This window comes from Xanthobacter agilis (genome assembly GCF_021730435.1).
In the GTDB taxonomy this organism is placed as follows: domain Bacteria; phylum Pseudomonadota; class Alphaproteobacteria; order Rhizobiales; family Xanthobacteraceae; genus Xanthobacter; species Xanthobacter agilis.
Genome location: NZ_JABWGX010000008.1, coordinates 127,480 through 154,210, shown reverse-complemented (window position 1 = coordinate 154,210; position 26,731 = coordinate 127,480). Strand labels below are relative to the sequence as shown.

Genomic DNA, 26,731 nt, shown 5'->3' with positions numbered 1-26,731 from the left:
CCGTTATTGCGCGACCACATAGGTATAGAGCCGCACCCGGCCCGACCCGTCCACCTCGCGATAAACGCCCTGGATCTCCACGTCAAAGCCGGGAAAGGTGTTGAAGCAGGCTTCGAACATCCTGAGATAATCAATCATGGGCTGTGCCCGCTCGTTCAGCCGCTCGCCCGGCACGATGGTGGCTATTCCCGGTGGATAGACCACGAACGGCGTCGTGGCGATGCGGCCGGATATCTCCCCGATCGGCAAATAGTCCACATCGTTGCGCACCAGGCACCGGGCGGCGTCGTGGGGCGACATGGCGATGTCCGGCAGGTGGTCCGGCGCGAACTGCTGGGCCTGGAGCGCGCTGACATTGGCCGCCCGGAAGAAGCGGTGCATCTGCCCGCACAGATCGCGCAGCCGAACCCCGGCGTAGCGCGTCGCCCGGCGGCGGAAGAAGGCCGGAATCACGTCTTCCAGCAGCGCATTGTCATCATGCAGCTTCTTGAAGGCGACAAGGCCCGAAATGAGGGTTCCCGCCTTCGAGGCCTCCACCCCCGGCGTCAACAGGAAGAGCAAAGAATTGAGGTCGTTCTTCTCCGCGACGATGCGGTTCTCGCGCAGATATTGCGCGACGATCGGGGCCGGAATGCCATGCTCGGCATAGGCACCGGTGCGAGGATCGAAACCGGGGGTGAGCAGGGTCAGCTTGTTGGGGTCGGTCATGGCAAAGCCCGGCTCAAGACCGGAAAAGCCGTGCCAGCCCGCTCCGGGCGAGAGGTGCCAGAACGCGGGATTGGTGGCCAGAAGGTCGGTCGAGACGCTTTCCCAGGGCACATCGTGCACGGCGCCGGGCCGCGCGGCGTCTGGAATCTGCACCCGGTCCGGCACGAACGGCTCGAAGAACCATTGCCGCTCCGCGCGCTGTTCTTTCTCTTCGAACTCGCGCCGCACCGCGCGGATCTTCTTCCGGAGTTCGATGCCCAGGCGGATGGTGTCGTCCCACAACACTTCGCCGGAACGGCCCTTCATCATCTGGGCGCCCACATCCAGGGAGGCGAACAGCGGGTAGAACGGTGAGGTCGAGGCGTGCTGCATGAAGCTTTCATTGAAGCGCCGGTGCTCCACGCGGCGCCTCTGGCCGGAAATGTGCCGGTCCTTCATGTGGATCTGCGAGGCCTGCGAGAAGCTCGCGAGCTGCTTATGCGTGGACTGGGTGGCGATGATGCCGGGCGAGTCCGGGCCGAGACCGGAAAGCCCCATGGCGAAGCGCCCCGCATAGAGCGGATGGAACTTCATGAAGCCGGCCCAGGCCTCGTCGAAGAGGATATAGTCGCACAGGTGGCCGATCTTGTTCAGGATCATCTGCGCATTGTGGATGGTGCCGTCATAGGTGCACTGCTCCACCACCGCGACGCGGAACGGGCGGGGTTTCTTCCACGCTTCCGGGTCCTTCACCAGCGGATGGGCGCGGATGCGCGCGCGCAGGGCGTCCTCGTCCAGCGCCGAGAAATCCATCGGGCCGATGAGGCCATGGGCGTTGCGCAAAGTGGGCACATAGACCGGAATGCCCCCCGAGATCATCAACGCCCCGTGGTGGGCGGCCTTGTGATTGTTGCGGTCGAACAGGACGAGATCGCCATCCGTCACCAGGGCGGACAGGGCCACCTTGTTCGAGGTGGAGGTGCCGTTCAGCACGAAATAGGTCTTTTCGGCCCCGAAGATCTTGGCCGCCTCCTTCTGCGCCGCCAGGGCCGGCCCCTCATGGGTGAGCAGATCGCCGAGGTCGAGCACCGAATTGTCGAGGTCGTCGCGGAACACCGCCTCGCCCAAATGTTCCATGAACACGCGGCCGATGGGGCTGCGGCTGTAGAACATGCCGCCATTGTGTCCGGGGCAGGTCCAAAGCTGGTTGCCCTCCTCCGCATAATCCACCAGGGCGCCGAAGAAGGGCGTCTTCAGCGTCTCTGCATATTGCTTCAGGCGGCTGATGAGGTTCTTGGCGATGAAGGCCGGGGTCTCTTCCGAAAGGAACACATAGCCGTCGATGAAGTCGAGCACCTCCACCGGCACGTCTTCCAGGCGCTTCCTGCGGATCAGCAGCAGGATGGGAAAATCGAGGCCGCGCCGGCGCATCAGGTTGATGAGCGAGGCGGTTTTGCCCTCCAGGCCCTTCTTGCCCCAATCCACCATCATGCAGCCGATGGCGGCATCGGTCTGCACCGCCATTTCGGCGTCCTCGAGGTTGCGCGCGCGCACCACCTCGAAGCCCGAGCGCTCGATTTCCGCGACGATCTGATTGAAGCGGACGCCCTCCAGATCCTCCGCATCGAAGGAGGGGGTGGCGAACAGGAACGTGAAGCGTCTGAAATAATCCATGGGGCACCCGCGCTGATCCGGGGAGTGGTGTCGTTCGGTTCCATGACATTGCCACGACATGACCTGAACGCGGCTCCCGATACCGTTCCGGCCACACCGGCAAGGCCGCCGACGGGTCATGCAGTCGAGGCGGCAAACCTTTGCTAAAATTGGCATTCGATCAAAAAGTGACGTTCTTCGAGTCGCCGGGATTCCCTACGGTGCACACAGTAGATGTTTTCTGGCAGGCCTGCCGCAAATGTGGTGCCGACGGCACCGGTGCGTTGCGGAAGGCGACGGGGGTGGCGATGCCAGTCGAGGGTTCCAGTGTGCACCGCGCAAGCGGCCGCCGCGTCATGTGCACCGCAGAGGGATCTTGCTCGGGAACGGGTACCCCACGCCATGGCTGAGCCCCTCACGCCCGCCCCTCCCCTGCCGGCCGTTGCGTCACGCCCCCAAGGGGCGGCGCGCGCGCAGACCCTGCTGTCGAGCTGCGCCACCGGCGCGCTCATGCTCGCTCCGCTTGTCGGCTCCCTCGGCATCGGCCTGCCGGCAGCGGCACAGACCATCGCCCTGCCCTCCACCACCAGCGGCATCAGTCTCGACAGCTACGCACCCGCCACCGGTTTTATCGTCAACCCCGGCACCACCATTTCAGGTCCCGGCAACGCGATCACCGGCAGCGCGTCCAGCACCTGGACGCTCAACAATCAGGGCCTGGTGTCCGGCCCGTCGAGCATCGGCATTTCGCTTGCCGGCAACGGCACCATCGTGAATGGCGGCAGCCAGATCACCGGCGCGCAGATCCAAGGCGGCAGCGCCGCCGGTGTCAGCTTTGGCACCTCCGCCAACGCGGCGGGGGCGACCCTTTCCAATTATGGAACCATCACCGGCGACAGCCACGGAGCCTATGCGGCGCGTGGCGCCACCGTCCGCAACATCGGCACGGCGGCGTCCATCATCGGGCAATACGGCGTGTCCATGGGCCGCAATGGCTCCAGCACCACCTATGCCACCGGCACCGTCGCCAACTCCGGCACCATCCTGGGCACGTCCCAGGGCGGCGTGACGGTCAGCTACGGCACCGGATCTGTCACCAATGCCGCGACCGGAACCATTTCGGGCGCGACCGACGGCGTGCGGTTCTCTTTCACCAGCGGGGCCGTCGCCACCGTGGCGAATGCGGGCCTCATCAACGGCACGAGCCATTATGGCGTTGGCGTCGACATGGGCATCGTCACCAACACCAGGACCGGCACCATCACCGGCTATTCCGGCGTGCTCCTGAGCACCGGGACCCTCACCAATTCCGGCACCATCATCGGCACCGACGCCATCGGCATCAATTCCTCGGGCGCGGGCAACATCGTCGTCAACGGCGCATCCGGCCGGGTCGTGGGAGTCTTAAACGGGTTCAAGGGTTTCGGTGGAACGGTGGTCAACAAGGGCACCATCGCGGCCACCGGCAGCGGGGGAACGGGCGTCTATTCCTTCGCCACCGATACCATTACGAACATCGGCACCAGCTCCCTCATCGTCGGCCGCGATTTCGGGCTTCAGCTGATCTATGCCGGGTCCCTGGTGCGCAACGAAGGCACCATCAGCGGCATCGCACGTTACGGCATCAACCAGTACACCAACGGGACGATCGTTAATTTCGGCGCGGACGCACGCATCAGCGGCGGGCTGGCGGGCATCGTCATTTCCAACGGCACCCTCGCGAACGTGATGTCGGTGGATATTTCGAATGCCGGCACCGTCGCCGCCACCCTGGCCAAGGGCGTCGGCATCTGGACCCAGGACGGGCTTGGCACCATCCAGAACACCGGCTCCATTCTCGGCGGCTCCGATGGCATCGGTGTTCGGATGGATGCCGGCGGATCGCTCACGAGCACGGGCATCACCTCGCGGATTTCCGGCGGCAAGATCGGCGTCGATGTGCGCGGGGCGGCGGGAACGGTCGCCAATGAAGGAACCATCGTCGGCACGCAGACGGCGGGCGTGCGCCTTCAGGCGGGTGGCGCCGTCACCAACACCGGCACGCGGGCGCTGATCTCCGGCGGCGCCTATGGCGTCCTCGTCCGCGGCGGCGCGGCCCAGATCACCAATTCCGGATCCATCCGGGGATCAGCCGGGGTGCAATTCGGCGCGGGAACGGCAGGCGGCACGCTTGCCAATTCCGGGACCATCGTGGGCGCAAAGACCAGCGGCGTGCGGATGCAGGCCGGCGGCTCCGTCAGCAACACGGGCTCCGCCGCGCGCATCACCGGCGCCCAATTCGGCGTCGTATTCAACAGCGGGCCGGCAGGTCTCTATAATTCCGGCGTCATCGGCGGCGACACCGGCGTGCTCTTCGGTGCCGAGACCCTGGGCGCCACCCTGGTCAATGCGGGTACCATTCGCGGCGCGGAGAAAAGCGGCGTCCAGATGGACGCCGGCGGAAGCCTCGCCAACACCGGCACCACGGCCCGCATCGAGGGAGCCAGGATCGGCGTCGCGATCCAAGGCGGCACGGCGGACGTGTCCAACGCGGGCACCATCGCCGGCGCCACCGGCGTGCTCTTCGGCGAGGACACGGAAGACGGCACACTCACGAACACCGGCACCATTCGTGGCGCGAAAGGCGCCGGGGCGTGGCTCCGGGCCGGTGGGTCGGTGAGCAACACGGGCACGCGCGCGCACATTTCCGGCGCGCGCTACGGCGTGGCGATCTCGGGCGGCCTCGCGGACCTCACCAACGCGGGCACCATCGACGGCGCCACCGGCGTGCTGTTCGGCGACGGAACGGGAGGCGGCACCCTCGTCAATTCCGGCACCATCAGAGGCTCGTCCGGTAGCGGCGTGCAGGTGCAGGCCGGCGGCTCCGTCAGCAACACGGGCTCCGCCGCGCGCATCACCGGCGCCCAATTCGGCGTCGTATTCAACAGCGGGCCGGCAGGTCTCTATAATTCCGGCGTCATCGGCGGCGACACCGGCGTGCTCTTCGGCGCCGAGACCCTGGGCGCCACCCTGGTCAATGCGGGTACCATTCGCGGCGCGGAGAAAAGCGGCGTCCAGATGGACGCCGGCGGAAGCCTCGCCAACACCGGCACCACGGCCCGCATCGAGGGAGCCAGGATCGGCGTCGCGATCCAAGGCGGCACGGCGGAGGTGTCCAACGCAGGGACCATCGCCGGCGGCACCGGCGTGCTCTTCGGCGAGGACACGGAAGACGGCACGCTCACGAACACCGGCACCATTCGTGGCGCGAAAGGCGCCGGGGCGTGGCTCCGGGCCGGTGGATCGGTGAGCAACACGGGCACGCGCGCGCACATTTCCGGCGCGCGCTACGGCGTGGCGATCTCCGGCGGCCTCGCGGACCTCACCAACGCAGGCACCATCTCCGGCGCCACCGGCGTGCTGTTCGGCGACGGAACGGGAGGCGGCACCCTCGTCAATTCCGGCACCATCAGCGGAACGCAAGATGCCGGCGTGGAGTTAAAAACGGGAGGGCGCCTTGCCAACGTGGGCTCCCGCGCGAGCCTCCATGGAGCCCAATATGGCGTGCGGGTCAGCGGCGGCGCGGGGACGCTCGCCAATGCCGGCACCATCGACGGCGACGTCGGCATCGCCTTCAATTCCGGCACCTCCAGCAACACGGTTGCGAACACGGGAACCATCATCGGCACCGGCGGCACCGCCATCCGCTTCGGCGTAGGCGACGACCGCCTGATCCTGGGCCCCACTTCCACCATTGTCGGCGCCGTCGTCGGTGGGAAAGGCATCGACCGGCTGGTGCTGGCGGCCGGCACCAGCGGAAGCTCGGGCACCATCGACAGCGTCTTCAGCGGTTTCGAGACCGTGCACGTGACCGACGGAGCGGTGTGGACGATCACCGCGTCCGGCGCCATCGCCTCGGGCGGGAGGGTGCTGACCGCCGGCACCCTCACCAATGCGGGCGAGATCGATGCGGCCGTGGTTCTCGCGGCCACCGGCACGCTCTCCAATACCGCTGGCGGCACCATCACCAGCGACACCAACGGCGTCACCTGGGCCGACGGTGCCACCGGCACCTTGAGCAACAGAGGCACCATCGCGGCCTCCGGCATCGGCATCGCCGCGGCGGGCGGCGCCACCATCGCCAATCTGGGCGCCGACGCGCTCATTCGCGGCGCCTCCGGCATCGCGATCACGACGGGCGACAGCCGGGTGGTGAATGAAGGCACAGTCGCCGGCACCGCCTCTTCCGGCGTGCGGGCGGTGAGCGGAAGCCTCCTCAACGCCCGCACCGGCGTGGTCAGCGGCGTTGAAAGCGCCGTCGTCCTTGTGTCCGCCGGGACCATCACCAATTTCGGCACCCTCACCGCCACCACGGGTGCCGGCATTTCGCTGGGTCAGGGCGGTCTTGTCGCCAACCGGGGGCTTATCGAAGCGGGCGCGGCGGGGGTCAGCGTTGCGGACGGCTTCGGCTTCGTCAACAACAGCGGGACCATTTCGGCGACGGGCGCCTCGGGCACCGGGATTCTGCTGGCCGGCAGCGGCGGCTCCGAAACGACGATGGGCCCCCTGCCCTGGCCGATCGAAGGGTCCGGCATCCTCGCCAATTCGGGCCTTGTCGAAGGCGGTGGCGTCGGCGTTTCCCTGGCCTCCGGCGGCACCGTGAACAATGGCCGCGCCGGCACCATCCGCGGCGCCCAGGGTATCGTGTTCGCGGACGGCGCCGCCAGTGGCGTCGTGGTCAATGCGGGCACCATCGCCGGCACGTCTCAGGCTGCGGTGCAGGGCGTCGGCGGCGTCCTGGTCAATGCCCAGAGCGGCGTTATCACGGGTGCGGTCAACGGCGTGATGGCGCAGAATGATGGCACCCTGCGCAATGCCGGCACCATCGCCGCCGCATCGGGCGCGGGCCTGCTGCTGGCGTCGGGCGGCATCGTCACCAACTCGGGTATGATCGCGGGCGTGGATGCCGGTATCACGGTTTCCGGCGGCTCGGCCCTCATCACCAATACCGGCACCATCGCCGCCACCGGGGCATCGGGCGTCGGCGTGCTGTTCACGGGGGGAAGCGGCACCGTGGACAATTTCGGCACCCTGTCGGGTGCCGGCGGGACCGCCGTGAAGTTCGCCGGCGGCACCAATCTGCTCGTATTGGAGAACGGCAGCACGCTCAGCGGCCGCGCAGATGGAACCCTGGGGGTGAATACCCTGGCCGTCTACGACACGGCGCAGCTCAAGACTGTAACTGCCGTCGGCTTCCGCTATGTGGTGTTCCTGAATGCCACCCAGACCATCGACTCGAGCTCCAGCATCACAAATCCTGTGATCGTGGCCGGCACCCTCAGCAACGCCGGCACCCTCGACGGAACCGTCAACATAGGGGCGGGATCGACGATCAAGAACTCGGGCACGATCACCACCAGCTCGACGTCCACCAACAGCGGTTCCATCGAAACGAGCGGAACCCTTAACAATTCCAGCTCGCTCACCAACACCGGCACGATCGCCAACAGCGGAACCTTCACCAATTCCGGTACGCTGGTGAACACCAACACCGTGTCCAACTCCGGATCCATGACCAATTCCGGCACCATCTCCGGGGCCGGCGACATGACGAATACGGGCACGTTCACCAACACCGGCGTGGTCTCCGGCGCCACCACCGGCACGAACACCAGCGGCTCGGTCACCAACACCGGCACCATCGTCGGCGGCGCGCAGACGGGCGTCGTGGTGGACACCGGCGGTTCCGTCACCAATTCCGGCACCGTCCAGGGTGGAACGACCGGCGTGCAGACCAATTCCGGTGGCAGCGTCACCAATTCCGGTACCATCGTCGGCGTCACGGACACCGGCGCCGTGGTGGAAAGCGGTGGCTCGCTTACCAACACCAACACCGGCGTCATCCAGGGTGGAACGACCGGCGTGCAGACCAATGCCGGCGGCAGCGTCACCAATTCCGGCACCATTGTCGGCATCGCGGATTCCGGTGTCGTGATGGAAGACGGCGGGTGGCTCTCCAATTTCAGCTCCGGCGTCATCCAGGGCGCGGCCTATGGCGTTCGCGTGGGAAGCGGCGGCACCGTCACCAATTCCGGCCTCATTTTCGCGACCGCAGGCGTGGGCGTGGCGCTGGGCAGCAACGCCACCCTCACCAATAGCGGCACCATCATCGGCAACGTCGGCCTCGCCTTCACCGGAACCGGCGCCAGCGCCACCAACAGCGGCACCATCTCGGGCTCACAGGGCATCGCCGTGCAGTTCGACGGCGGCGTGAACAGCCTGACCCTCGCCACCGGCGCGGTGCTCGACGGCCGCATCGACGGTGGCGGCGGCGCGGGCCGCATCGCCCTCACCGGGACGGGGACACTGGCCAACACCATCACGAACTTCGGCGCGGGCAGCGCGCTCAACGTGGCGAAGGGGGCCGCCTGGACCGCCTCCGGAAGCTGGACCATGGCGACGGTCACCAACTCCGGCACGCTCCAGCCGGGCGCGGCCGGCAGCGCCCTCAAGATCACCGGCAATTTCGTGCAGACCGCCACCGGCACCTTGCAGATCGCGGCCAATGCCGCCGGCCAGAGCTCGCAACTGGTGGTATCCGGCACCGCTACCCTCGACGGAACCCTGTCGGTGCTGGCGGGCAGCGGAACCTACAAGGCCGCCACCACCTACACGATCCTGTCCAGCGCGGCGCTGACCGGCGCGTTCTCGACGGTCGAAAGCGACTACGCCTTCCTCTACCCGGTGCTGAGCTACGATGCCGGAAATGTGGCGCTGACGCTCTATTCCAACGCCGTCTCGTTCGCCAGCGTGGCCACCACGCCGAACGCGGCCGCAGCCGCGACCGCAGTGCAGGCCGGCGGCCCCTCTTCCGAGCTGTACCAGGCGGTTGCCCTGCAGACCGCGGCGGGAGCCAGAACCGCCTTCACCCAGCTTTCCGGAGAGGCCTTTGCCAGCGTCAATTCGGTCCTGCTCGACAACAGCCGCGCGGTGCCGCAGACCCTGCTCGGCCGGCTGCGGCAGCAGAGCTATGGCGACGCGGGCGGCACCTTCTCCGCCCTCGGTTTCACCACCAGCGGCACGCCATCTTCCCCGTGGGCCGATGCGCTCGCCTATGAAACACCGGCTCCGGGAAGCGCACGCTCCGATGCCGGGGGCTCGCGTGTCTCGGGCTGGGCCCAGGCCTTCGGCAATTGGGGGCAGATCGACGCCACCAGCAACACGGCGGCCGTGAGCCAGAACAGCTCCGGCTTCCTGACCGGGCTCGATGCCCGCATCGGCGAGGACGGACGCGCAGGCCTCGCTTTCGGCACCACCAGCACGTCCATCGACGTCTCTGACCTTGCGAGCTCCGCCAGCGCCGACACCTACACGCTCGGCGCCTATGGCGGGCACGCGTTCGGCCCGCTCGACGTGCGGCTGGGTGCCGCCTACGGCTGGAGCACGGTGGACATGAGCCGGCAGGTGGTGTTCCCCGGCTTCGCCAATACCCTCAGCAGCAGCTATTCCGCCAATACCGCTCAGGTGTTCGGCGAAATCGGCTATGGCGCAAACTGGCAAGGTGTCGCCTTGGAGCCGTTCGCCGGCCTGGCCTATGTCCATCTCGACACCGGCATGGCACGCGAAATGGGGGGGGTCGCGGGGTTGACCGTGTCCGGTTCGAGCGCGGACCTCACCACCTCCACCCTCGGCCTGCGGGCCGGCACCACCTGGGCGCTGGGGGGCGACGCCGCCCTGATACCCGGCTTGATGATCGCGTGGCAGCACGCGTTCGGCGACCTCGACCCCGCCACCAGCGTCTATTTCAGCACCACGGGGGCCGGGTTCAGCGTCACCGGCGCCCCGCTGGCAAGCGACGCGGCGCTGGTGGCGCTGGGGCTCGATCTGCGGATCACGGACCGGGCGCGGCTCGGCATCGCCTATCAGGGCACCCTGTCCGGCAGCCTCCAGGACAATGCCGCCACCGGGCATTTCTCGTGGAACTTCTAGCCGCCGGCGGCCCCTTTGCGCGTGGAAAGGCACGCCCGAAGGCCGCCGGGGGAGTTGCCTTGAACCCGCGCGGGCGGAAAATGCGCTGACACTCCAGCAGCTTTCAGGACGTTTCGGCCATGAGCGTGTTTTCCTCCGGTCCTTGTGCCTGCGGCAGCGGGCTGCGCGCCGTGGGCTGCTGCCAATTGGACCTGAATACGCTTGGGCCGGCGTCCGGGAGCCGCCATCTGCTGCCGGTGGTGGACGAAGCGATCGCCTGCCACGCCCGCGGCGCCGTTGCGGAGGCCGAGCGCCTGTGCCTGGAGGTGCTGGAGCTGGCGCCGGGCCAGGGTGGCGCCCTCGCCGTCCTGTATCAGATCCGCAAGGCGCAGGGCGCGGCCTCCGCCGCCGAAGCGCTGGTGCGCCGCCTGGTTCTGATCGACCCCAACAATGTATGGGCGACCCAGGAGCTGGCGCTGCTGCTGTTCAGCTCCGGCGATCTCGGGGAAGCAGAGATCCATGCCCGCAACGGGGTGCGCATCGCACCCGTGGACCCGCAATCGCACAATCTCATGGGCATGATCCTCACCGAGGCCAATCGCCCACAGGTGGGCGAGTTCCATTATCGACGGGCGCTGGAGCTGCTTGGCGACCGGCCCGCGATCCTGCTCGCCAATCTCGCCTGGAACCTGAAAAACCAGGGCCGCATCGCCGAGGCCCGCGCGCTTTATGAGGAATCGGTGGCGCACGCGCCGGCCGTGGTCCAGACCCTTCTCGGCTGGGCGCGCATGGAGGAGACCGACCGCGATTTCGCCCGCGCCGACGCCCTGCTCGACCAAGCCGAAGCGCTTGCTCCGGCGCATCCCAGCGTCCTGCTGCATCGCGCCGTCGTGCGCGGCCGCACCAAGGACTATGCCGCCGCCCTCGCGATCCTCGACCGCATCGAGCAGCATAGCGCGGGTGAGGGGCTGGGAACCAACGAGTTGCTGGAAAAGGGCCGGCTGCTGGACAAGATCGGCCGCCATGACGAGGCCTTCGCTGCCTTCGCCGCCGGCAAGCGCAAGCATGTCGAGCAGAGCGGCGCCCTCTATCTGGCGGACGAGGCGGCGCAGATGACGGCCCGCCTGAAGGCCTTCTTCACCTCCGGGCGGCTGCGCATCGTGCCCCGCGCCAAGCCGATCGGGAGCGGCCCGCGCGCCATGTTCATCCTGGGCTTTCCACGTTCCGGCACCACCATGGTGGAGCAGATGTTGTCCGCCCACCCGCAGGTGTCCGCCGGCGACGAGCTGCCGCTCGTGCACGACGTCGCCAACATGCTGCCCCGCATGCTCAACAGCCCCCTCGCCTATCCGGAAGCGCTGGCCGACCTGTGGATGGGCGACCAGCATGAGGGCCTCGACAATCTGCGCGACTACTACCTGCAACGCATCCGCCAATTGGGATTCATGAAGCCGGGGGCCACGCATTTCACAGACAAGATGCCGCTGAATGAAATGCACATGGGCCTTATCGCCCTGATATTCCCGGATGCACCCCTGATCCACGTCTTGCGCCACCCGCTGGATGTGGTGCTCTCGGTCTATTCCAATCACCTCACCCATGGGTTCTACTGTTCCAATGCACTGGAGACCATCGCGCAACATTATGTTCTGATGCTCGATCTTGTGGAGCATTACCGGCGCGAGATGACATTGAAATATCTCCCCGTGCGCTATGAGGACATCGTGGCCGATCAGGAGAAACATCTGCGCCGCATGCTGGCCTTTGCCGATTTGCCCTTTGACGCGCGTTGCCTGAGCTTTCACGAAAACCGGCGCTATGCGCGCACCGCGAGCTATGCCCAAGTGGCGGAACCGCTCTATGACCGCTCGCGCTTCCGCTACATCCCGTATCTCAAGCACCTCGCCCCGGTGATCCCGATCCTGGAACCGGCCATCCTCCGGCTCGGATATTCCATCCATGCCTAGCCTGTCGCCGATGGCGCCCGCTCCTATGCCACGCGCCGGCGATCAAGCCGGCCCCCTCGCCGCGCGCCTGGCGGCAGCCGCGGCCCGCGAAGCCGCCGGCGATCTGGAGGCGGCGGAAGACATTCTGTCCGCCGTGCTCATGGAGGCGCCGGACCACCCCGATGCCCTGCATCAAGCCGCACTGGTGTCATTCGCCAGGATGCGGCGGCGCGAGGCCGTCTCGCGGCTTGAACGCGCGATCGCGGCGGCCCCGGGAACACCGCTCTTCCATCGCAACCTTTGCGAGATCCAGCGCGCGCGCGGCGAACTGGACTCAGCGCTTCACCACGGCCGCACCGCGGTGGCGCTGGCGCCTCATGATCCTGGCGCGGCCTACAATCTGTGCGTGGTCCACTCCGACCGGATGGAGATCGAAGAGGCGATCAGGCTGGCCCGCCGCGCCATTGCCCTCGACCCCGGCATGGCCGGCGCCCATTTCGAGTTGGCGGAAGGGCTGTTGCTGAACGGGCGGTTCGCCGAAGGCTGGGAGGAGTACGAATGGCGTTTTCGCCTGCCGAACGTCGCCCCGCCACTGCCCCAGACCGATCGGCCCCAATGGGATGGCGCACCACTGCCCGGCGGAACCGTGCTGCTGATCGCCGATCAGGGCTTCGGCGATTCCATCCAGTTCTGCCGCTACATCCCGCAGGTGGCGCGGCGCTGCGCCCGCGTGGTCGTGGCCTGTAGCATCGAGCTGCAACCCATCATTCGACAACAGTCCGGTCTCGCGTTCTGCTTCGATCGCTGGGAGCAGGCGCCGGCCTTCGACGCCTATTGCCCCCTCTCCGGCCTGCCGCGCGTGTTCGGCACGGACCTCCCCTCCGTTCCCGCACCGGTGCCGTATGTGGCGCCGCCACCGGCCAAGGTCGGGCCCTGGGCGGCCCGCCTCGATGGCCTCGTACCGCGCGGGATGAAGCGCGTCGGCATCGTCTGGGCGGGGCGTCCGACCCATGGCAATGACCTCAACCGTTCCATGCCCCTGGAGGCACTCACGCCCCTTGGCGAGATGGAAGGGGTTGCGCTGATCTCGCTCCAGATGGGCGCGGCGATGGCGCAGGTGGCGCACCATTACGGCCCCGCTCCGCTCATGAACCTGGGCGCGGAAATCGCCGACTTCACGGACACCATGGCCATTCTCCATCTGCTGGATCATGTGGTGGCCGTGGATACCTCCATCGTGCATCTGGCGGGGGCCATGGGGCGCCCCGTGTCCGTGCTCCTGCCGTTTGCTCCCGATTGGCGCTGGATGCGGGATCGCGACGATAGCCCCTGGTACCCCACGGCGCGCCTGTTCCGCCAGCCGGCACCGGGAGACTGGGCGGAGCCGGTCCGCCGCGTCTGCGCGCAGGTGGCGCGCCTCCCTTGAAGACCGTCCAGCCTATTCGCACACCCCGATCATGTCGGGGGGCAGGTCTGAGCGGTGGCGAACGGCCATGGTGCGGTAAAGGCTCTCCAGATCGAGCGTATAAGCGGCGGAATCGAACAAGGGCGTCGCGAGCCGATTGGCCGACAGCCGCGTCTTGACGTCGGCCAACCTCTCCTCATCGGTCGCAAGGCCATAGGCCAGCTCGAAATAGCCATCGAGATTTTCAGCCACCAGATCACCAAGGCCGATGGCATTCAGGATCGAGCCCGCGACCCGCGAGGGGAAGGTCTCGCCCGGACAGGTGACCAGCGGCACCCCCGCCCACAGCGCGTCGCTCGCGGTCGTGTGGGCATTGAACGGCGAGGTGTCGAGCATCAGATCGGCGAGCTGGAGCCGTGCGAGGTGCTCGACCTGGGGCAGGTTCGCCCCGAAAACAAGACGGCGCGCGTCAACGCCCCGACGGATGGCCTCGCCCCGCAGGTTCCCCGTGGCCTCGGGGTGATCGAGAAGCCACAGCACGCTGTCGGGCACCACGGCCAGCAGCCGGCACCAGATGTCGAAAACCTCTGGTGAGATCTTGTAGGGCTGGTTGAAGCAGCAAAACACAAAGCCCCGATCCGGCAGCCCCACCGCATGCCGCGCCGGCCGCCTTCCGAGCGGCGTGCCGCGGCCGTGGGGATGGTAGGTGTGTGGCATGTAGGCCAGCGCTTCGGCATAATCCTGCGCGCGATCGGCCGGTGTCAGGAAACGGTCGGTGACCAGGTAGTCGCAGATGTCCGCGCCCATGGTGCCGGGATAGCCGAGATAGTTCACGATGACCGGCGCCGGCCGCAGCAGGACGATGCCGGTGCGCGCGCGGGCCGTGAACCCCTTGAGATCCAAGAGGATATCCACGCCATCGGCATGAATGAGTTCGGCCGCCGCGCTGTCGCTCAGGTCGGAAATGTCCACGAAGCGGTCGCACGCCGCCGCCAGCCGGCGCCGCATGGGCAATCCGTCGTCAGCGCCGAAAGAATAGGCAAAAACCTCGAAATCATCGCGCGCGTGGGCCTCCAGCACTTCGATGAGAAGATGCGCGGTGGCGTGCTCCTGAAAGTCGTTGGAGAGATAACCGAGGCGAATCTTGCGCGATCCGCGCTCCGGAAAGGAAAAATCGAGGGCGCTGCGCGCCGCGCGGGCGGCCGAGCGGCGGTCCCGTGTCCACAGTTCAGAACATGCGCGCTGCTGATGCGGGGTCATGCCCGGCACCGAAAGCAGATGGAACGGCGAAAGGCGATGGCCAATGCCATCCGCGAGGGCCGCTCCGAGCGCGAGATCGTCGGCCACCAGGTCGCTCCACTCGCACATGCCCCGCTTGCGTCCGAAACTGTCCATGGCCGCCCTTCCCCGTCACGCTCGCGGCCCCCGGCGATATCGCGGAAGGCATCTGTCGCGCCGAGCGGGCGGGATCGACACCGCAATCTCGAAGTTCAGACAGCAAACAACGAAGCAAGAAACGAGCCTGAAACGGGGCGCAGATGCGGAAAACCGGCCGCGCCGGATCTATGCGGCGACCTCCGCGCACTCCGCGAGGGCGAGCGGCAGCAAGGCCGCGATCCGCGCGCCCCAGGCCGCCTGCTCGTCCGGCCCGGCAATGAGGTCCTGCCGGATCTCGATGCCGACATGAAGGATCCCGCGTCGCTCGCCATGGAGGGGAATGGTCCAGTCAGTCGCGTCGCTGACATCGTAAGGCTCGTTGTCGCCGACGATCAGGTCGCCCTGCCGGCGCAGCACGGCAAGCAGCGCGTGGGCGAGCCGGCTGTCCCGGTGGTGGAGCACACCGATATCCCATGGTCGTTTCACGCGATCGAAGACCGGCGTGAAGCTGTGCATGGCGATCAGGGCCAGCGCGCGCCCCGCCGCCTGCCGCCGATCGAGCTCAGCCGCGATCCGAGCGTGATAGGGGCGGAAAATCTCGCCCTCGCGCGCCAGCCGCGCCGCGCCCTGAAGTGCCCGATTACCGGGCACGAGGGTGCCGTCGCTCACTTCGGGAATAGACTGCGCGGTGCCCGGCGGCCGGTTGCAGTCGATGACGAGGCGGGAATAGTGCTGTTGTATGAGCGTGGCATGGAGTAGGTCTGACACGATCCGGCAGACCCCGGCGATGCCGAGATCCCACGCGATGTGACGCCCTCGGTCCACCGCATCAAGGCCAAGGTTGCCCACCGACCGGGGAAAGGCATTGCCCGCATGGTCCGCGACGATGAGGAGCGCGGATTCCCCATCGGCGTTGAATACCTCGACCGGGGGCATGTCGCCCGCCGCCAGCAAGGAAAAAGTCGCCGTCACGTCAGAAGGCCCCTCCGGCACCGGCCGCGCCACCGACGCGACGTTTCGAGTTGCACGCAACATAGCCGACATCCGCGGGCCGCGTCCGCACAGCCATGAGGTTTCACATGCTCATCCACGCCGGGTACGAGATTTCCTATGCGTGCCCCCAGCCGACGCCCATGATCCTGACCTTGAGCGTGCACCCCTCAAGAATCAACGATCTGGTGAGCCTCGACCGCGTGCAGTTCGATCCGCCGCTTGCGGCCAACACCTATCACGACAGCTTCGGCAATTTCTGCCACGTCATCAAGGCGCCGGCCGGCCGGCTCACCATGCACACCGATTTCGTCATCCGCGACAGCGGCCAGCCCGACCCGCTGGCGCCCGATGCGCCACAGCATGAACTCGACGAACTGCCGGTGGACGTGCTGATGTTCCTCCTGGGCAGCCGCTATTGCGAAACGGACCGGCTGAGCAACATCGCCTGGTCGCTGTTCGGCCATACGCCCAAGGGCTGGCCGCGAGTCCAGGCCATTTGCGACTTCGTTCACAATCACATCACCTTCAATTACGCGCACGCGAGCCCGCTGAAGACCGCCTTCGACGCCTACACCCAACGACGGGGGGTCTGCCGGGATTTCGCCCACCTCGCCGTCACGCTCTGCCGCTGCATGAACATCCCGGCCCGTTATTGCACCGGCTATCTCGGCGACATCGGGGTGCCGCCCGACCCGGCGCCGATGGACTTCAGCGCCTGGTTCGAGGCCTATCTGGGCGGTCGTTGGTATACGTTCGATGCCCGGCACAACAGCCCCCGCATCGGCCGCATCCTCATGGCCCGCGGCCGCGACGCCACCGATGTCGCCATCGTGACCTCCTTCGGGCTGTCGACGCTCAGCAGCTTCAAGGTGGTGACCGCCGAAACCGCCTGAACAACGCAATGGCCGTAAGCCATCGCTTTGTGAGGCCATCCCATCTATTATGCCGCCCGCCGGCGGTCCGCCGGCCCATCCGAGCGAACGGTCACATGGTGGCCGGGGATTCGTGACGACCTTCAGATTGGATATCTTTTGCAGGTCCTCGTTAGAGACAACAATATCGAGCAGGCACTCAAGGTCCTCAAGAAGCGCATGCAGCGCGAGGGCGTTTTCCGTGAGATGAAGCAGCGCCGGGCTTACGAGAAGCCCTCCGAGCGGCGCGTCCGCGAGCACGACGAGGCCATTCGGCGCCACCGCAAGGCCGCCCGCAAGAAGGCCCAGTGGGAAGGATTGATCGCCGCGCCCAAGCGCCGCGTGAAGAAGCCGGCGACGTCCGCAAGCCGCTGACGGCTGATGCCGGGACAGGGGACGATCGTTCCTGGCCCGGCGTCCGCAGCCCGCTCAGTAGAACGGACGCGTGAGCTTCGCCTTTCCGAGCGGCTTGCCCTGGGCGTCCACGGCCTCGACGGTCCAGGTGTACATGCCCCCGACGCACGGGGCGCGAAACGAAATGGTCCCGCGCGGCACGGTGCCATGGACCGGCCGCGGCACGTCGGCCCCGCCAAGCTCCGCCCCGTTCGGACCGATCAGCACAAACCGCAGGACCGCCGTTCGCGCGGGCATGTTCTCAACCTGGAACTCCGGGCTGCCGGGGGTTGGCGCGCACAAGGCGGTGCCGATCCATGTGAAGTCGAGCGTCATGTCCGGGGAAAGCGCGAAAGCGGACGAGGCGCCCCCACAGAGAAGGCAGATCAGCACGCCCAGAATTTTCATCACAGCTCCTTGGGCTTCCGTGCGGAAGCCGCGAACAAGCTAACACGGGGGGAGCGGTGCGGTCGTCAAGGAAATGGGACAGAAAAAAGCGATCGCCATGGTGATTCCGCGCACACCGAAGGAAAAATGTGCTAAGAAAATACAATGAATGCAAAATTCAAGGTCGATGGCTGGGTGGAGTTCGTCATGGGCTTCCGTTCGCCGGCTGGGCGATTTCGGATCGTCCGGGAACTGCCGCCCGATAAGGGCGAGCCGAGCTATCGGGTCAAAGGCGAAAACGAGGCGTTTGAGCGCGTGGCGCGGGAATCCGAGCTACGTCGCTTTGGAGCGAAGGCAGGCTCGCTGGATTAAATATCTTTCATGCCTTGCCATCGACACAATCGCCCGCTATCTACGTTTTGTCTGATTTTGACGGCTGATCTTTCTGACGCACACACGCTGCGGACGACGATAACTCCCTTCAATATCTAACTCTTGTTTCGCCTGAACCTTTCAGGCGGATCCACTCTGCACGATTGAAAGGAAATCGTCATGAATATCGGTACCGTTAAGTGGTTCAACGCCACCAAGGGCTTTGGCTTCATTCAGCCCGACGACGGCGGCACGGACGTGTTCGTTCACATCTCCGCCGTTGAGCGCGCCGGCATGCAGACTCTTGCCGAAGGGCAGAAGCTGCAGTTCGACATCGTTCGCGACAACAAGTCGGGCAAGAGCTCGGCAGGAAATCTTCAGGCAGCGTGATATTCCAAGCCGTTGACCACGGATGTACTGGCAATGGCTTAGGATCCACCTGAAGATGACAGCGGAAGGCTCCGTCTCTGTGAGGCGGGGCTTTTTGTTTTTGAGGTCGGCGATGATCGCGAAAGAATACGCCACAACACCATGTATTTGTGGTAGTATATTTCATGACACCGATCACGACACATCAAACTCAACTCTCAAGTTCCGAGCGGCGACGCCAGCTTGAGGAATCCACCGCCCATGCCATGGAGCGCTACCGAAGCGACTTCGAAGCCGTGCGGGAGAAGACGTCGCGACTGCGCGCCGAGCGCGAAGCACGCGAAGTAGCAATTCCCTTGAAACAATCACGCAAGTCAGCGCGCGTCTCGTGACAATCGAGTTGCATAACCTCTCGTGAAAGCTCTGGAGCCGGCCGGCAAAGGGACGGAAAAACTGTCCCTCGCGCATACTCAATTCTGAGGCGGTCCCGAAGACGGCTTTCAAATCATGCTCCCAATCTGACCGAATGGGACGACAGCGCCCAGGCGCTCCGGTCAATTGCTTCGTTCAAGCCTGTCTTCCGAAGTCGCCAAGCGGCATCTGGAAGCCCCGCCTGGAAGCCCCGCATTTCTCCTCCCCGTCCCGCGCCCCATCCCGCGCCCCATCCCGCGCCCCTTGCCGACCGCCCACGCCCTGCTTTCCGCTGAAGCCGAACCGGCCGCCGGAAGCAGTCTCAATCCAGAGTGCCATCCTGGCCAGCAAGTACCGGGATGTAGATTGGGCTTGGTGGCGGCGTGGATCTCAATGGGAATAGCACGCACCGCCGGCGCCACGGTCGCCAGCACGACGACATCGCGCGTGTTTGCCCACGCCGCAGCCTGTCCATGCTACGGCGCCCCTCCCCCATCCTAAGGGGGCGGCCCTCGCCTCATGCTCTCGTCATCATCCATCTCGGGCCATCATGTTCCGGGCCTCACAGGCTCCGCAGGAAGGCGACGAGGGCCGCCTTCTCCTGGGGCGCGAGGCCGAGCGGACGCAGATGCGCCGAGGCGCGCGCAGCGTGGCGATAGAGCGGGTGGGCGGCCTCGCGGGCATTGCGCGCCCAGACCTCGCCGCCGCCGCGATCATAGAAATTGACGACGCCGTCGAGGGTCGGGAACAGCCCGTTGCGCATGTAGGGCGCGCTGGCGCAAATGTGCCGCAGGCTCGCGGTGCGGAACTGGCCGACGTCCTCCGTCCGGCCTGTGACTGCGTACCGACCAACGTCCGCGGCCTTCTCGCCGAAGAAGGACAGGCGCAGATTGTAGAACAGGCCGTCGCTCAGGCGCGGGCCGAAATGGCAATTGGCGCAGCGCGCCTTGGTACGGAACAGATGCAGTCCCTCGATCTCCGGATCGGAGAGGGCCGCGCCATCGCCGCGCGCGAAACGGTCGAACCGGCTGTCCTGATCGAGGGTGGAGAGAAAGGCGACAAGCGCCGCGCCAAGGCTGCGCGCCGACACGCCCTCCCCCGGAAACAGACGCTCGAAAGCCACCGCGTCCGCCGCGGCCGCGAGGCGCGCCAGCACCACATCGAGAGTGCCATTGCCCATTTCATCTGGTGCCGTCAGCGGCGCAAGCGCGCGCTGAGCGAGATCGGAGCCGCGCCCGTCCCAATCAAAGACCGCCTGCAGCGAGACTGTGAAGAGCGCCGGCGGGTTGCGCCGCCCGACGATGCCGCCCACCCCGCGCGCCACCGGCGTCGCCACGCTGAAGCCCTGCTCCGGCGCGTGGCAGGACGCGCAGGAGACGCGGCCATCGGCGGACAGTCCGCTATCCTGAAACAGCCGAGCCCCGAGCGCGACCCGGTCCGCCTCCATGGGCGACGTGGCGGGCGAGGGCGAGGCGGCCCCCAACTCCACGAACGCGACGTCCGAATCGATGTCGGGCGCGGGCCAGCTCGACGGCGGACCAGCATAGGCCGCCCGCAGGCCCGCGGCATCGATCGGCACCGGCGCCTCGGCCGCCTCGGCCGCCCCGCCGAACCCGGCCCCCGCGACCACGCCGAGCGCCAGCGCCCAGCCGATCCAGTGCAGCCGCCGGGTCAATGGCAATCCGCCGCCACCTGATCGCGGTAGACCTCGAACGACACGATGGAGGCCCATTTCTCCCGCCGCTGCAGCCAGCGATCGGAGGTTCCGAGAGCGGCCATCGCGCGCTGCACGGCGCGGGCCAGATCGCCCCGTCCGGGCGCCGTGGCGATGACCAGGGTCGACGATTCGACCGGCGGCAGGGTGGCCGAGAACTTCTCCCATGAGCGCCTGCCAAGCAGGGGGTCGAGCAGCGCGCGGTCGTGGAGCGCGGCGTCGCAATCGCCGGTGCGCATGTGCATGAGCGCCACCGCCGGCGCCCGCCAGAGCTGCACCTGCGCACCCAGCCGCGCGGCCAGCCGCTGCCCGGACAGGTTGGCCTCGGAGACGCACACCACACGGCCCTTCAAAGCCTCCCAGGAGGCGAGCGGACGGTCTGTCCGCATGGCCACGCTGAGGCCCGAGGCGAACCCGCTCTCCCGCACCACGGCGTGGGTCCTGAGCGGATCGTCGGCGCCGACCCGGGCCAAGACAAGATCCACCCGTCCCGCGTCGAGGGCCTCACGCGCGGCGTCGGGCGCCACCCGCACCAGCCGCAGTTCGGCGGAAAGCCTGGCGGCCAGCTCGGTGGCGAGATCGATCTCGAATCCCTCCTCCATGTAGAGCCGGCCGTCCGGCGTTTCAGGCGGCGGCAACCAGGGGACGCCAACGATCAGGGAACGCCCAGCAAAATTAGCCTCCCCGCCCGCGAATGCCGCCGCGAGGGCCCGTGGCTCCAGGGGAAGGGCGACGCCAAGCGGCAACCCGGCGAGCACCGTCGCCAGGAGCAGCGCGAGACCGCAGGCCGCGAGCGGAACGAAACCCTTGCATCGGGGCGGCAAAGACATGGTCGGGCCCATCATTTTCGGCGGGAAAACAAGCGGTTGACGACCGCCCACCCCCCGCCTGTCCGCGTCGCCGGCGGCACATCCGCCCACGGCGCGCCGGAAAAGCTGTTGCGCTACCGTGTTATTTTTATATAAAATCCATTGATTAAATTAACTTAAAGACCGTTCGCGGTCGAGCCCCGCTTATCCCATCCGTTCAGGAGATCCTGATGCCCCACGGAATGTCCCAACCCGCGCGCCGCGCATCCGGCCTGCTGGCGCTAGCGTTCGGTCTGCTCGCCTTCGCGCCGGCCCGCGCGGAGGAGGTGCTGCCCTCCATCAACCTTCAGCTCACCCCCTGGACCGTGATCGCCCAGGAGAAGGGCATCTTCAAACAGGAGTTCGACAAGATCGGCACCACCAAGGTGAACCTGATCGCCTCCGGCGCCGCCGACCTCCTGGGCGCGGAAGCTGCGGCCGTGAACGGAGGGGCCATCGCCATCGCCCAGCGCATGATCTACCCGGCCACGGTGCACCGCGCCAACGGGCTCGACGGCGTCATCATCTGGACCTCCGAGCCGTCCAACCGCTATCGCGCGCCCATCCTGGCCCGCGCCGACAACGACAAAATCAATTCGGTGGCCGACCTCGACGGCAAGAAGTTTGGCTCCTCCCGCATCTCCTGCTACTGGTCGTCACCCTTCGAGGTCACCACCAAGGCGGGGCTGCCATTCGATTCCCGAGAGAAGCAGGGGCGCATCCGCTACACCTCCATCGACAATGCGGCGGTGGCCATCTCCTCGGTGCTCTCCGGCGCCACCGACGCGACCACCGCGCACCTTGCCGCCGGGGCCTTCACCGGCGCCTGGCTGTCCGGCAAGCTCAAGGTGGTGGACCGCTCGCCCGACGACGGCATTTATGTGAATAACGCCGGCCGCGTGACCTACTTTGCCCGCCGCGATTTCGTGAACAAGTATCCCCAGGTGGTCAAAGCCTTCCTGGCCGCCCGCGAGAAGACCCGCGAATGGACCCTCGACCATGTAGACGAGGCCGCCGAGATCGTCGCCGACAAGACCCGCGTGCCGCTCGAAGTGGCCAAGTTCCAGATCACCCATGCCGGCGAGTGGGAGTTCATGGCCGGCGAGCCCAATGCCGACCGCGCCCGTGCCGCCATCAAGACGTTCCAGGCCTGGTATGTGGCGAATGGTGACGACATCCTCGGCGAGCGCGGCCTGACCGAGCCGCAGATCGACGCCTTCGTGGACGGACGCTTCTTCGTCGGCGGCCAATACTCCATCTACAACTGAGGACACGCCGCCGGGGGCCTCGTGCTCCTGCGGCTCATATTCGTCGCGGCGGGGCACCCCTGCGGTCGCCGGCCCAACGCAAAGCACAGCACGAAGCGCAGCACATGGCCAATACCTCGGACACCATCGAAGGCGCCGCCGTCGAGGCCGGCACCGTTGACCGGCCCACACCCCGCCGCTTCGGTTTCGGCCGGGTGGGCCGGGCGCCGAACCTCATCGGCTTCATCCTGCCGTTCCTGATCCTCAGCCTCTGGCAGATCGCGGCGGCCAGGGCCTGGGTCGATCCGGTGTTCCTGCCGGCGCCTCTCACCGTGGTCACCGCCTTCTGGAAGATGGCGACCAAGCAGCATCTCGCCCGCGACTTCGTCGCCTCCATCACCATCGTCGGGCAGGCGTTCATCTATGGCTCGGTGGTGGCTGTGGCGCTCGGCATCGCCGCTGGCCTGTCGCGCAAGGTGGAGCAGTTCTTCGGCCCCACCTTCGACACCATCCGCCACATTCCCGGCATCGCCTGGCTGCCGCTGATCGTGCTGTGGCTCGGCATCGGCGCGCCGGCGAAGGTGCTGGTCATTGCCAAGTCAGTATTCTTCCCGGTGTTTCTCAACACGTTGCAGGGCATCCGCAGCGTGGAGAAGAATTATATCGAGCTCGCCAAGGTGCTGACGCTGACCCGCTGGCAGCTCGTCCGCAAGGTGATCCTGCCGGCGGCCATGCCCTCCATCATGGTGTCGCTGCGCTATGCGGCGGGCCTCGCCTGGGCGCTGGTGGTGGTGGCGGAGGGCCTGTCGGGCCTCGAGGGCCTGGGCTTCCTCATCTTCCGTGCCCAGGGCCTGCTGCTCACGGATCAGTTGCTGGTCTGCATGGTCATCATCGGCCTCGTGGGCTTCGCCATCGACCGCTCCATGTATGTCGCCCAGAAACGCGTCCTGAAATGGAAGCAGGGCTACGACGGCTGACGCCATCCTCAAACCCAAGGAATGCCCCGATGGCGACTCCAGGACATCTTGAAATCCGCAACGTCTCCAAGACCTACGCGCTCCCCGGCCGGCCGTTGGTGAACGTGCTCTCCCACGTCGGCTTCGACGTGGATCCTGGCGCTTTCGTCACCATCGTCGGGCCGTCCGGTTGCGGCAAGTCCACGCTGCTGCGCCTCATCATCGGGCTCGATGACGATTATCGCGGCGACATTCTGCTCAATGGTCGCCGCATCGTCGGCACCGCGCTCTCGCGCGGCATCGTGTTCCAGGACCACCGGCTGCTGCCTTGGCTCACCCTGCAGCAGAACATCGGCCTCAGCCTGGAAAACTCCGGCTGGAGCGCGAAGGAGAAGGCGTCTGCCATTCGGGACCACATCGGCCTCGTGGGGCTGAGCGGGTTCGAAAAGGCCTATCCGCATGAGCTCTCCGGCGGCATGGCGCAGCGCGCGGCCATTGCCCGCGGTCTCGCCAACCGGCCCGAGATCCTGCTGCTGGACGAGCCGCTGGGCGCCCTCGACGCCCTCACCCGCGTGCACCTTCAGGCCGAGATACAACGCATCTGGGAGGCCGAGGGAGTCACCATGATCCTGGTCACCCACGATGTGGAGGAGGCGGTGTTCCTCTCCAACCGGGTGGTGGTCATGAGTGCCAACCCCGGCCGCATCGTCGAGGATGTCGCCGTCGACCTGCCGTTCCCGCGCGACCGCGCCCATGTGGACTTCATCGCCCTCAAGCGCCGGATCCTCGCCGCCATGGGAGAGGACGAGCGCCGCCCGGCGTCGCCCCGCGCGGCATGAGGGCCACCCGATGGCTCGGCGGGCTGGGGCTTTGCCTCATGCTTGCGGGGGCGGGTCCGGCGGCGGCCATGGACACGGCCCCCTCCACCGACCTGCCCGACCTCTCCGAAAGCCGCGCCGCGATCTATTCGGGCGATTACGAGCGCGCCCTCGCCCTGCTCATCCCCTTCACCTACGGCACGGACCCGTCCACCGCCATCGTCAAGGCTCAGATCGCCCTCGTTCAATGGCTCATCGGCGGTGTCGGCTTCGGCGTACTCCTCCTCATCATCAAGTCGTTCTGGCCGGCGGCCTGATCGCCCGAGGGGGTGGGCATAGTGTACCCACCCCTTTCGTCCGCATCGAGCCGCTCTTGATATTCGCGGCGGTAACCGCCCCTCTTCATGACGGGCCGGGACTCCACGCAGCCCCCGGCTGGTGGTAGGTTTCTCCGCTCAATCTATGGGGGCGCCCGCATGTCTTTTTGGTACATAGTCGTCGCACTGCTCATTGGCGGGGTAGTGGGCGCGATCGCCCGGTATGCCCTAGGTCGTTCAGCCTTCAATTGGTTTCTGTATGGAGCAATTCTACCGCCGCTGGCGATTCTTCATCTTGCTCTGATCTGCCTGCTCGACAAGACCACTGCGGTGTCTACAAAGGTCATCGGAGCCGGCATTCTCGCACTTTTCGGTCTCATCATTTATCGAGCTTATATATACGTACCATTGTTCTCCGATAGAGAAATAAATTACATAAAGCAGGACATTCGCAGTGAGTTTGAAAAGAAAAACGGCGTAACGGTCAAAGAAGTGGCCCTACTCCGAGACGGGTCTCAGAAATTGACCGGATTTGTAAAGCTATATATTGACGGTACAGAAATCTCGAAAGGTTGTAACGCCATCAAGGATGGAATATCAGGGGGAACCATGTGGCATTGCAAATAGATACCGTCAAAGGGTGGCGCGATCATTTCGCCGCCGCCCGCTCCGCGATCGCGGCCCGCAGATCCAGCAGTTCGTGCATGTCGAGAAGCTGCCGGAGGGTCGCCCGCTCACACTCCATGACCGAGCACATGGGCGGGTTCGCCCAGGCGGGCCGGTACAAAAACAGGTTCACGTTCGGAGCCACCCGCTTCACCTCGGCCGGGCCAAGACCTCCTTCAGAAGGCCCATGATCCCATTGCTGTGGCTTTCGGGAAAAAATCGCGGTATTGCTCCACCTGCAGTCTCCCCCCAATCAGGCTCGCCCAACGGCAACGTTGATACTGTCTTCGCGTCGGCAACCTGAGCGCGTCGATGGCCGCGCTGCATGCTCTGGTAGGAGGACAAGGTGGACGCACATACCGCTTGGGCATTGGTCGGGCTGCTGGCCGTCGTGGTTGGCTTCGTCAGCCTGATCTCGATCATCTATCCGCTGCGGTTCCTGCGAATTCGCACGCGCCGGCAGGCAGCACTGCTCACCCTTCTCTCGCTGATCATGATCGGCTTCGCCGCGGCCCGGACGCCCCCTGCGGCGAAGCTCGCGACCGCCACCGGAGCGGAGCAGCCGGCCCAAGCCGTCGGCGTCGCCGCGATTGCCCCGCAGCCCCCCCCGTGGAGCCCGCGCGCCAGTCCCTTCTGAAGCAGATGGTGAGCGGCTCGGCCGAACCCGCCAATGTCGCCCCGAACACGCCCCTTCCCGCCGTCGAGGCGGCCTTCATCGCCGCCGTCGAGGCAGGCAGGTCCGTCTATAGCGCTGGCCAGACCGACTTCCAGAAGGGCGCGGCGCGGCCGACGCGGGCCTCCGCCATCTGCAAAGCGGTGGGCTCGCCTGCCGTCCGCAATTGGGTCGGCAAGGTGACAACCCTCACGACCAATGGCGAAGGCAAAGGGGTGCTCGGCATCACCATCGCCAAGGACACCGCCGTCATGACGTGGAACAACTCGCTCTCCGACATCGCCGACAACACGCTGATCGCACCGGGCAGCAGCCTGTTCAACGCCATGGGGACCCTCAAGGAGGGCGACACGGTTCGCTTCTCCGGGAGCTTCATCCGGGAGCCCACGGACTGCTTCCGCGAGCAGAGCATGACCATGCGTGGCTCAATGACCGGCCCGGAGTTCATTTTCCGGTTCAAGTCCGTCGAAAAGCTCTAGCCATGCTGAAGTGGTTGTTCCGCTTGCTGCGCCAGGGGCCGCCTCAGGACAGGCCCGGCGACATCTGGGACGACTGCTTTCACGTCTTAGCCGCCCGCTCACCCCGGCGCTCATGGTGCCGGGGACCGAGACCCGGGCGGCCGTGAACGGCGAGATTCGCGC

General features: G+C 66.4%; 22 protein-coding genes. 15 read left to right on the top strand and 7 right to left on the bottom strand.

All coding sequences use genetic code 11. The annotated features are described in order from the left end of the window. Window positions 1-3: 3 nt before the first annotated feature. Window positions 4-2,361 carry an Orn/Lys/Arg family decarboxylase gene (locus HUW53_RS08135; protein WP_237345252.1) on the bottom strand — a complete coding sequence of 786 codons (2,358 nt, stop codon included), beginning with the start codon at window positions 2,359-2,361 and terminating at the stop codon, window positions 4-6. Between the two features lie 381 nt (window positions 2,362-2,742). On the opposite strand from HUW53_RS08135, the gene HUW53_RS08130 reads away from it, so the two are divergent. The 3 genes from HUW53_RS08130 (at window position 2,743) to HUW53_RS08120 (ending at window position 13,659) form a co-directional block, all read left to right on the top strand. After that, window positions 2,743-10,308 (top strand): hypothetical protein, encoded by a 7,566-nt coding sequence (locus HUW53_RS08130; protein WP_237345251.1) that lies wholly within the window; start codon window positions 2,743-2,745, stop codon window positions 10,306-10,308. A 119-nt stretch (window positions 10,309-10,427) separates the two neighbouring features. After that, complete coding sequence (locus HUW53_RS08125; protein ID WP_237345250.1) at window positions 10,428-12,254, top strand: sulfotransferase family protein; 1,827 nt, start codon at window positions 10,428-10,430, stop codon at window positions 12,252-12,254. 25 nt (window positions 12,255-12,279) lie between these two features. Next, window positions 12,280-13,659, top strand: a complete 1,380-nt coding sequence (locus HUW53_RS08120) for a tetratricopeptide repeat protein (protein ID WP_237345249.1) — start codon at window positions 12,280-12,282, stop codon at window positions 13,657-13,659. A 12-nt stretch (window positions 13,660-13,671) separates the two neighbouring features. Here HUW53_RS08120 and HUW53_RS08115 read toward each other — a convergent pair whose 3' ends face one another. Beyond that, window positions 13,672-15,033, bottom strand: coding sequence for an O-linked N-acetylglucosamine transferase, SPINDLY family protein (locus HUW53_RS08115; protein ID WP_237345248.1), 1,362 nt, complete (start codon window positions 15,031-15,033; stop codon window positions 13,672-13,674). Between the two features lie 168 nt (window positions 15,034-15,201). Continuing rightward, a complete protein-coding gene (locus tag HUW53_RS08110; RefSeq protein ID WP_237345247.1) occupies window positions 15,202-16,020 on the bottom strand; it encodes an N-formylglutamate amidohydrolase in 819 nt (272 codons plus the stop codon). Window positions 16,021-16,094: 74 nt separating this feature from the next. Here HUW53_RS08110 and HUW53_RS08105 point away from each other — a divergent pair, with 74 nt between their 5' ends. Together HUW53_RS08105 and rpsU are read left to right on the top strand one after the other, a co-directional pair. Further along, the gene (locus HUW53_RS08105) at window positions 16,095-16,901 is read left to right on the top strand and encodes a transglutaminase-like domain-containing protein (RefSeq protein WP_237345246.1); all 807 of its coding nucleotides are present in this window, start codon (window positions 16,095-16,097) and stop codon (window positions 16,899-16,901) included. Window positions 16,902-17,039: 138 nt separating this feature from the next. After that, window positions 17,040-17,294: a 30S ribosomal protein S21 gene (gene rpsU / locus HUW53_RS08100; protein WP_237345245.1), complete on the top strand. Its 255-nt coding sequence runs from the start codon at window positions 17,040-17,042 to the stop codon at window positions 17,292-17,294. Window positions 17,295-17,348: 54 nt separating this feature from the next. Here rpsU and HUW53_RS08095 read toward each other — a convergent pair whose 3' ends face one another. Next, entirely contained in the window at window positions 17,349-17,720 is a 372-nt protein-coding gene (locus tag HUW53_RS08095) for a hypothetical protein (RefSeq protein ID WP_237345244.1), read from the bottom strand. A gap of 144 nt (window positions 17,721-17,864) precedes the next feature. On the opposite strand from HUW53_RS08095, the gene HUW53_RS08090 reads away from it, so the two are divergent. The 3 genes from HUW53_RS08090 to HUW53_RS08080 all read left to right on the top strand — a co-directional run bounded on the left by HUW53_RS08090 (window position 17,865) and on the right by HUW53_RS08080 (window position 18,832). Then, on the top strand, window positions 17,865-18,071 hold the full coding sequence (locus HUW53_RS08090) for a hypothetical protein (RefSeq protein ID WP_237345287.1): 207 nt from the start codon (window positions 17,865-17,867) through the stop codon (window positions 18,069-18,071). 180 nt (window positions 18,072-18,251) lie between these two features. After that, the gene (locus HUW53_RS08085; RefSeq protein WP_237345243.1) at window positions 18,252-18,461 is read left to right on the top strand and encodes a cold-shock protein; all 210 of its coding nucleotides are present in this window, start codon (window positions 18,252-18,254) and stop codon (window positions 18,459-18,461) included. Between the two features lie 164 nt (window positions 18,462-18,625). After that, window positions 18,626-18,832: a hypothetical protein gene (locus HUW53_RS08080; protein WP_237345242.1), complete on the top strand. Its 207-nt coding sequence runs from the start codon at window positions 18,626-18,628 to the stop codon at window positions 18,830-18,832. Between the two features lie 581 nt (window positions 18,833-19,413). Here HUW53_RS08080 and HUW53_RS08075 read toward each other — a convergent pair. Next, window positions 19,414-20,526 carry a cytochrome-c peroxidase gene (locus HUW53_RS08075; protein WP_237345241.1) on the bottom strand — a complete coding sequence of 371 codons (1,113 nt, stop codon included), beginning with the start codon at window positions 20,524-20,526 and terminating at the stop codon, window positions 19,414-19,416. Continuing rightward, window positions 20,523-21,395 (bottom strand): transporter substrate-binding domain-containing protein, encoded by an 873-nt coding sequence (locus tag HUW53_RS08070; RefSeq protein ID WP_237345240.1) that lies wholly within the window; start codon window positions 21,393-21,395, stop codon window positions 20,523-20,525. The genes HUW53_RS08075 and HUW53_RS08070 overlap by 4 nt, the downstream gene beginning before the upstream one ends. 209 nt (window positions 21,396-21,604) lie before the next feature. Here HUW53_RS08070 and HUW53_RS08065 point away from each other — a divergent pair, with 209 nt between their 5' ends. The 5 genes from HUW53_RS08065 (at window position 21,605) to HUW53_RS08045 (ending at window position 25,378) form a co-directional block, all read left to right on the top strand. After that, window positions 21,605-22,681, top strand: a complete 1,077-nt coding sequence (locus HUW53_RS08065) for an ABC transporter substrate-binding protein (protein ID WP_237345239.1) — start codon at window positions 21,605-21,607, stop codon at window positions 22,679-22,681. 104 nt (window positions 22,682-22,785) lie between these two features. Further along, window positions 22,786-23,637: an ABC transporter permease gene (locus HUW53_RS08060; RefSeq protein WP_237345238.1), complete on the top strand. Its 852-nt coding sequence runs from the start codon at window positions 22,786-22,788 to the stop codon at window positions 23,635-23,637. 29 nt (window positions 23,638-23,666) lie between these two features. After that, window positions 23,667-24,455, top strand: coding sequence for an ABC transporter ATP-binding protein (locus tag HUW53_RS08055; RefSeq protein ID WP_237345237.1), 789 nt, complete (start codon window positions 23,667-23,669; stop codon window positions 24,453-24,455). 68 nt (window positions 24,456-24,523) lie between these two features. Continuing rightward, window positions 24,524-24,751, top strand: coding sequence for a hypothetical protein (locus HUW53_RS08050; protein WP_237345236.1), 228 nt, complete (start codon window positions 24,524-24,526; stop codon window positions 24,749-24,751). A gap of 159 nt (window positions 24,752-24,910) precedes the next feature. Further along, the gene (locus HUW53_RS08045) at window positions 24,911-25,378 is read left to right on the top strand and encodes a hypothetical protein (protein WP_237345235.1); all 468 of its coding nucleotides are present in this window, start codon (window positions 24,911-24,913) and stop codon (window positions 25,376-25,378) included. Window positions 25,379-25,400: 22 nt separating this feature from the next. Here HUW53_RS08045 and HUW53_RS08040 read toward each other — a convergent pair whose 3' ends face one another. Next, window positions 25,401-25,562, bottom strand: coding sequence for a hypothetical protein (locus HUW53_RS08040; RefSeq protein ID WP_237345234.1), 162 nt, complete (start codon window positions 25,560-25,562; stop codon window positions 25,401-25,403). A 201-nt stretch (window positions 25,563-25,763) separates the two neighbouring features. Here HUW53_RS08040 and HUW53_RS08035 point away from each other — a divergent pair, with 201 nt between their 5' ends. Both HUW53_RS08035 and HUW53_RS08030 read left to right on the top strand, forming a co-directional pair. Then, window positions 25,764-26,054: a hypothetical protein gene (locus tag HUW53_RS08035; RefSeq protein WP_237345233.1), complete on the top strand. Its 291-nt coding sequence runs from the start codon at window positions 25,764-25,766 to the stop codon at window positions 26,052-26,054. Then, a complete protein-coding gene (locus tag HUW53_RS08030) occupies window positions 26,027-26,569 on the top strand; it encodes a hypothetical protein (protein ID WP_237345232.1) in 543 nt (180 codons plus the stop codon). Before HUW53_RS08035 ends, HUW53_RS08030 begins: the two co-directional genes overlap by 28 nt. Window positions 26,570-26,731: the final 162 nt, after the last annotated feature.